General features: G+C 64.2%; 6 protein-coding genes and 1 pseudogene. All 7 read right to left on the reverse strand.

Annotation, left to right across the window (positions count from 1 at the left end; translation table 11 throughout):
* Positions 1-295, reverse strand: a pseudogene (locus tag EOA33_RS18445) (polyribonucleotide nucleotidyltransferase); the annotation flags it as partial.
* A 416-nt stretch (positions 296-711) separates the two neighbouring features.
* Positions 712-1,023, reverse strand: a complete 312-nt coding sequence (gene rpsO, locus EOA33_RS18450; protein WP_281033073.1) for a 30S ribosomal protein S15 — start codon at positions 1,021-1,023, stop codon at positions 712-714.
* Between the two features lie 151 nt (positions 1,024-1,174).
* Positions 1,175-2,269, reverse strand: coding sequence for a magnesium/cobalt transporter CorA (corA, locus tag EOA33_RS18455; RefSeq protein WP_127406244.1), 1,095 nt, complete (start codon positions 2,267-2,269; stop codon positions 1,175-1,177).
* A 144-nt stretch (positions 2,270-2,413) separates the two neighbouring features.
* On the reverse strand, positions 2,414-3,379 hold the full coding sequence (truB, locus tag EOA33_RS18460; RefSeq protein WP_127406245.1) for a tRNA pseudouridine(55) synthase TruB: 966 nt from the start codon (positions 3,377-3,379) through the stop codon (positions 2,414-2,416).
* Positions 3,379-3,804 carry a 30S ribosome-binding factor RbfA gene (gene rbfA, locus EOA33_RS18465; RefSeq protein WP_126056665.1) on the reverse strand — a complete coding sequence of 142 codons (426 nt, stop codon included), beginning with the start codon at positions 3,802-3,804 and terminating at the stop codon, positions 3,379-3,381. Before rbfA ends, truB begins: the two co-directional genes overlap by 1 nt.
* A 113-nt stretch (positions 3,805-3,917) precedes the next feature.
* A complete protein-coding gene (infB, locus tag EOA33_RS18470; protein WP_127406246.1) occupies positions 3,918-6,482 on the reverse strand; it encodes a translation initiation factor IF-2 in 2,565 nt (854 codons plus the stop codon).
* On the reverse strand, positions 6,479-7,129 hold the full coding sequence (locus tag EOA33_RS18475; RefSeq protein WP_127406247.1) for an RNA-binding protein: 651 nt from the start codon (positions 7,127-7,129) through the stop codon (positions 6,479-6,481). Before EOA33_RS18475 ends, infB begins: the two co-directional genes overlap by 4 nt.
* Positions 7,130-7,144: the final 15 nt, after the last annotated feature.

The following is a 7,144-nucleotide window of genomic DNA, read 5'->3' on the forward strand; positions in this document are numbered from 1 at the left end:
TGGGGCGGTCGATCAGGCGGGAAACCAGCGTTTCCTTCTCGCTAGGACGGCCCTCGCGCTTGAAGTAGCCGCCCGGGATCTTGCCGGCGGCATAGGTCTTTTCCTGGTAGTTGACGGTCAGCGGGAAGAAATCGAGGCCGGGCTTCGGTTCCTTCATAGAAACGACGGTGGCGAGGACGACGGTCTCGCCGTAGGTGGCGAGCACGGCGCCGTCAGCCTGGCGGGCGATCTTGCCGGTTTCCAGAACGAGCGGACGGCCGCCCCACTCGATTTCCACTTTGTGGTAGTTGAACATATCTTGTCCTTCATATGCGGAAAGGGTCGCGCTGCTTGATCATGCGCGGATGCCCTTTCCCCTGGCTTCTTTTCTCGGGCAGCCACGGGCAAGACAACGGGAAGCTCATGTCAATCTCGGCACGATGGCCGCACGAGCGTCCTGCAATCCTGCCCCATGACCGTCCATGGGCGGTTCCGAGTGGCCCTCTGCTTTCTCGAAACCGGGTGGCCGATCGATCCGAACGGCTTGCGCATGACCCCGAAAGCCTCGGCTCTCGAAACGCGCCCTGCGCAAATGCGAACTTTGCGAAGCGTCCATTTGCGCATCCAAACCGATGCGCGGCGCTTCATTTCCCTCATTGGCGCACTGGAGAGATCCGATGCGCCAATGCGCGACCGGCGGGCTCTCCCGAGGAAAGCCCGCCGGTCAATTCGTCAACGGCGCAGACCGAGCTTCTCGATCAGCGTCTGATAGCGCGCGTCGTCCTTGCGCTTGAGATAGTCAAGCAGGCTGCGGCGCTGGGAGACGAGAGCGAGCAGACCACGGCGGGAATGGTTATCCTTCTTGTGGTCCTTGAAGTGGTCGGTCAGGTTCTTGATGCGCTCGGAAAGAATGGCCACCTGGACTTCCGGAGACCCGGTATCGCCCTTGGCGGTCGCGAATTCAGTCATCAATTCCTTCTTGCGCTCGGCAGTAATCGACATCGTGTTTTTCCTTATCTGTTGGAGGAAACGGGACGCCCTCAGCCGGGATGTCGTCCAGCAGGGGCCGGTGCAAGCAACGCGTCAGGGCGCGAAGCTGCCGGGCATATAGTGCAATTCCCCAGAAAACGCCAGCCCATTTCACGAGCCGGCTTGTCGCAGGCCTTTTGCAGTCAAACCGAAGATTTGCGTTCGACTACAACCACTTCTTCCATTTGAAGAAGGCAATGAGCCCGACAGCAACGAGGCCCATGAACACCAGTGCGGTGGGATAGCCGTAATAGGCTTTCAGCTCCGGCATGTTCCATGGCGATGTGTCAGGATCGAAATTCATGCCCCAGACGCCGACCAGGAAGGTAAGCGGCATGAAGATCACCGAGACGATGGTCAGATAGGAGATGACGTCATTGGTGCGCGCCTGGCTAAGCGACAGATGCATCTCGATCAGCCCAGTCAGCAAGTCGCGCTGGGTTTCGACCAATTCGATCAGCCGCAGCGAATGATCAAGCGTATCGTTGAAGAAGACCTTGGTCTCCGCTTTCACGTAAGGCACGTCGTTGCGGATCAGCGTCGCCAGCGCATCGCGCATCGGCCAAAGCACGCCCTTCAACACATTGGCGTCGCGCCGCAACTCGTGCAACTGCCGCATCTGCTGCTTGTGCGGCGCGTGCAGCATCTCGTCCTCGATGCTGTCGACCAGTTCACTGGCGGCCTCGATCGGCGGGAAATAGCTGTCGACGATGGCGTCGATCAGCGCATAGGCGAGATAGTCGGCGCCGCGCGCGCGCAGCCGATTCGGCACCGAGCTGGCGATGCGCTTGCGCACCGGATTGAACGGGTCGCCCTCGCGCTCCTGGAAGGTGACGACGAAGTTGTTGCCGAAGAAGACCGCGATCTGCTCGTAGCGATGGGCCGTGACGTCGTCGATCATGCGCATGACGACAAAGGCGTGGTCCTCGAAGAAATCCACCTTCGGCCGCTGGCCGCTGTTGACGACATCCTCCAGCGCCAGCGGATGCAGGCTGAAGATGCGGCCGATCTCCTCGATCAGCGGGATGTTGGCAAGACCGGTGCAATCCAGCCAGACGACCGGCCACTGGTCGCAATGCGTAGTAAGATCGTCGATGCTGGCGTTCTCGATGGTTTTGAATTTCTCCGGCGAGATCAGCGTCAGCCGGAGCTCGCTGCGCCGCGCCGCGGGGTCGGCGATCAGCGTGCCCGGCGAAGCGCCGACCGGCGGCCGCCTTGTTTTCAGCGGCGCGCGCTTCCTGATCGTCTCAGCCTTTGCCATGTCCCCCTCAAGCGCAGTGTCGCCGCGAAATTAGAGCAATTCCAAGAAAAGTGTGAAACGGTTTTCCGTCCGGAATTGCCCCAAAACAAGGAGATAGAGCGGTTTGGCGTTCCGTGAAACAATGAACCCTCTAGCTGAACGCCGTTACCCGGCAAAGACACGCTTGGGCTTGAACATGCCTTGCTCGATGGCGCCGATGGCGACCAGCCTGCCACGCACGGTTGCGCAGGCCTCCTCGGCCTCGACCGGCGCGTCGCGGCCACGGATGATAACCGGATTGCCGAGCCGGATCCTGGTCGCCGCGTCGTCGCTGACCACGACCTGCGGCAAGCAATCGAGCGCCGCCGCGGTCTCGACCAGCAGCGCGTCGATCGCGCCGAAGTCGATGGGTGTTTCGGGGGCGTCGGCATCGCCCTGCGCCGCATCGGGTTCGCCGAAACGCGCGGCTTCCAGTTCGGCGATGGTGACGAAGTCTTCCGGCGTGAAAGGCTCGACCTCGACGCGGCGCAGTTCCGCGATATGGCCGAAGCAGCCGAGGTCGCGGCCCATGTCGCGGGCGAGCGAGCGTACATAGGTGCCCTTGCCGCACTCGACCTCGAAAACGGTGCGGTCGGCGCCGTGCTCGACGATGTCGAGGCGGCCGATCTCGATCTCGCGCGCCGGTATGTCGACCGTCTCGCCCTCGCGGGCAAGGTCGTAGGCGCGCTCGCCCGCGATCTTGATGGCTGAGAATTGCGGCGGCGTCTGCATGATGACGCCGGTGTACTTCGGCAATAGCGCCCTCACCTCGGCCTCGGCCGGACGGCGCCCCGAACTGTTGGTCACCGGGCCTTCGAGGTCGTCGGTCGATCGCTCCTCGCCCCAGGCGACCGTGAAGCGGTAGACCTTGGCGCCGTCCTGCACGTAAGGCACTGTCTTGGTCGCTTCGCCGAGCGCGATTGGCAGCATGCCGGACGCCAGCGGGTCGAGCGTGCCGGCATGGCCGGCCTTTTCAGCCTGGAACAGCCATTTGATCTTGGAGACGGCCTCGGTCGAACCCATGCCGACGGGTTTGTCCAGCACCACCCAGCCGGAAACCGGCCTGCCCTTCTTCTTGCCGCGGCGTGCCACTATTTCCCGTCCTTGTCGTTGTCGTCTTTCTTGTCTTCGGTGCGCAGATCGCGCGCCACTTCGGGCGATTTCAGCAATTCATTGATCCTGGCGAAATTGTCGAAGGATGTGTCGAGCCGGAAGCGAAACTCCGGCATGTACTTCATCTGCCTGAGCGCGCCCGAGACCCGGCCACGGATGAACTTCGCATGCTTGTTGAGCGCCTCGATTACGGCATTGGTGTCGCTGGCGCCGAGCGGCGAGACGAAAGCGGTGGCGATCTTGAGGTCCGGCGACATGCGCACCTCGGAGACCGAGACCACCGCGTTCTCGATCAGCGGATCGATGATCTCGCCGCGCTGCAAGGTTTCCGACAGCGCGTGGCGCACCTGCTCGCCGACACGCAGCATGCGCTGGGACGGGCCTGACGTGGTTGAACGGGACATTTTCCTCGGTCCTGAAATCGTGATGCGCGGGATGGGACCGCACCGCATGTCTCATGTGATGTGGGCGGCGGCCTTGCGACCACCGCCCGGTCTTCTCGACGCGTTACTCGAACTCAGAGCGTCCGGGTCACCATCTCGATGCGGAAGCACTCGATGACGTCGCCGACGCGCATGTCCTCGTAGTTCTGGAAGGCCATGCCGCACTCCTGGCCGCCCGGCACTTCCGAAACCTCGTCCTTGAAACGCTTCAGCGTCTTCAGCGTCCCTTCGTGGATGACGACGTTGTCGCGGATCAGGCGCACGCCGGCGCCACGCTCGACCTTGCCTTCGGTGACACGGCAGCCGGCGATCTTGCCAACCTTGGTGATGTCGAAGATCTCGAGGATCTCGGCATTGCCGATGAAGGTCTCGCGACGCTCCGGCGAGAGCATGCCCGAGAGGGCCGCCTTCACGTCGTCGACGAGGTTGTAGATGATCGAGTAGTAGCGGATCTCGATACCGGCGGCCGCGGCGGCGTTGCGCGCCTGCGCATTGGCGCGGACGTTGAAGCCAATGATCGCGGCACCGGAGGTCTCCGCCAGCGAGACGTCGCTCTCGGTGATGCCGCCGGCACCGGCATGGACGATGCGCGCCCGTACTTCGTCGTTGCCGAGCTTCTCGAGCGCGGCGCTGATGGCCTCGATCGAGCCCTGCACATCGCCCTTGATGACCAGCGGGAATTCCTTCAGCCCGCTCGTCTGCAACTGCGACATCATCTGCTCCAGCGAGCCGCGCTGGCCGGCATGCTTGGCCACCGCCTTCTCGCGCGCCAGGCGCTGACGGTACTCGGTGATCTCTCTCGCGCGCGCCTCGTTGTTGACGACGGCAAAGCGGTCGCCGGCCTGCGGCGTGCCCTGCAGGCCCAGCACCTCCACCGGCATCGCCGGCGGCGCTTCCTTGACGTGCTCGGCACGATCATTGACCAGCGCGCGCACCCGGCCCCACTCGTTGCCGGCGACGAGGATGTCGCCCGGCATCAGCGTGCCGGTCTGCACCAGAACGGTGGCGACGGGACCGCGGCCCTTGTCGAGCTGCGCCTCGATGACCACACCTTCGGCGGTGCGGTCCGGATTGGCCTTCAGGTCGAGGATCTCGGCCTGCAGCAGGATCGCTTCGAGCAGCTTGTCGAGATTGGTGCCCTTGGTCGCCGACACTTCGACGTCCAGCACCTCGCCCCCCATCGATTCGACGAACACTTCATGGCGCAGCAGTTCGGAGCGCACCTTCTGCGGGTCGGCGTCACGCTTGTCGATCTTGTTGATCGCCACGATGATCGGCACGCCGGCCGCCTTGGCATGGCTGATCGATTCGATCGTCTGCGGCATCACGCTGTCGTCGGCAGCAACCACCAGAACGGCGATGTCGGTCGCTTGGGCGCCGCGGGCGCGCATCGCCGTGAAGGCGGCGTGGCCGGGCGTGTCGATGAAGGTGATCTTCTGGCCGTTCTTTTCGACCTGGTAGGCGCCGATGTGCTGGGTGATGCCGCCGGCTTCGCCGGAAACGACATTGGCGTTGCGGATAGCATCGAGCAGCGAGGTCTTGCCGTGGTCGACATGGCCCATGATCGTCACCACCGGCGGACGCGACACCAGGTCTTCCGGACGGTCGGCGATGTTGAACAGGCCTTCCTCGATGTCGGACTCGGCGACGCGGCGCACCGTGTGGCCGAATTCGGTGGCGACCAATTCGGCCGTGTCGGCGTCGATGACGTCGCCCGGCTTCATGATCTGGCCCTGCTTCATGAAGAACTTGACCACGTCGACGGCGCGCTCGGACATGCGCTGCGCCAGTTCCTGGGTGGTGATGGTTTCTGGCAGGATCACTTCGCGCATGACCTTCTCGCGCGGCTCGTTGTGCATCGCGCGCTTGAACTTCTCTTGACGGCGGCGCATCGACGACAGCGAACGGCCGCGCGCATCCTCGTCGGAGAGCGCCGAATTCAGTGTCAGCTTGCCGCGGCGGCGGTCTTCCTCGCCCTTGGTGGGCTTGGCCGGACGCGCCACTTCAGGCGTGACCAGGCGGCGCACGGGAGCGCCGGCGCCGGCACGCTTCGGCTTGACGTCCTCTTCATCGTCCGGCGTCGCCAATTCGGCGGCCAGCGGTGCACGCCGGCGAGCCTCTTCCTCGGCGCGGCGCCGGGATTCGGCCTCGGTCTGTAGCCGCGCCTCTTCCTCGGCCTGGCGGCGCGCGGAGTCCTCACGCTCGCGCTTGCGGCGCTCTTCTTCCTCGGCGCGGCGCTTGGCCTCTTCCTGGGCGCGCTGGCGGTCTTCGATCTCGCGCGCCTTGGAGCCTTCCAGCGCCTTGCGGCGGGCTTCCATCTCGCTACGCGACAATTCGTTGAGCACCATGCCGCCACGCTCGGGCGGCGGCGGAGGCGCCTTGGGAGCTTCCTGGACGGCAGGCGCCGCCGCGGCGACGGGCTTCGGCGTGAAGACGGACACGGGAGCGGCCGCCGGCTCCGGCTTGTCGCCGGGTAGCGAGAACTTGCGCTTCTTGGTCTCGACGACGACCGCCTTAGTGCGGCCGTGCGAGAAGTTCTGGCGCACAGTGCCCTGTTCCATGCCGGGCCGCTTCAGCGTCAAGGTCTTCTTCGGCGTAACGCTCAACGTCTTGTCGTCGCCCGATTTCGTATCGCTCATTCCATATCCTCTGCGGCATCATCTTCGTCAGCAACGTCCGCAATCATTGCCAGATCGTCCGGGGAACCGCCCCGATACCGGTCGAGCGCAACCATGCGCTTCTCAACCGCCTTGCCCGCGTCTTGCGCGAGGACGGCAGCATGTATCACATTTGTACCCCCCAATGCCAAGCTCAACTCGGCCTCGGGGAAAAGTTTGTAGGCAGGGATGGCCGGCCCGCCGAGATGAACCGTTGCCTGCCGGGCCTGACTGATCTTGCGGACGCCGTCATCCGACGCTTCTGTCGCATGAAGCACCAGCAAGGCCTGGCCCTCGCGCACCGCGTTCTCGACCTTGGCGGCGCCGAGAACGACCGCGCCGGCCTTGCGGGCGAGGCCAAGCATGCCCAGCGCGGATCGGGAAAGCAGGGTGTCGACCATGCCGCCGATGTCGGCGGGAACATTCACCTGCGCCTTGAAGGCGCGGGCGAACAGGTTCTTCGCCGCGGCCTTGTCGACATGTAGGCGCTCGGCGCTGACCCAGCAACCGCGGCCGGGCAGATTTCTCTTGAGGTCCGGGACGACGGCCGAATCCGGGCCGACGACGAACCGGATCAATTCATCCGGTTCGGCCTGCTTGCGGGTGACGATGCAGGTGCGATCGTTCATCTCGTCCAGGGGCGG

It is taken from the genome of Mesorhizobium sp. M4A.F.Ca.ET.050.02.1.1 (assembly GCF_003997725.1).
Taxonomy (GTDB): Bacteria; Pseudomonadota; Alphaproteobacteria; order Rhizobiales; family Rhizobiaceae; genus Mesorhizobium.

Excerpts from the sequence above, each read along its gene's own strand:
- corA (WP_127406244.1), bottom strand. The coding sequence starts at position 2,269 with ATGGCAAAGGCTGAGACGATCAGGAAGCGCGCGCCGCTGAAAACAAGG.
- rbfA (WP_126056665.1), bottom strand. The coding sequence starts at position 3,804 with ATGTCCCGTTCAACCACGTCAGGCCCGTCCCAGCGCATGCTGCGTGTC.
- infB (WP_127406246.1), bottom strand. The coding sequence starts at position 6,482 with ATGAGCGATACGAAATCGGGCGACGACAAGACGTTGAGCGTTACGCCG.
- EOA33_RS18475 (WP_127406247.1), bottom strand. The coding sequence starts at position 7,129 with ATGAACGATCGCACCTGCATCGTCACCCGCAAGCAGGCCGAACCGGAT.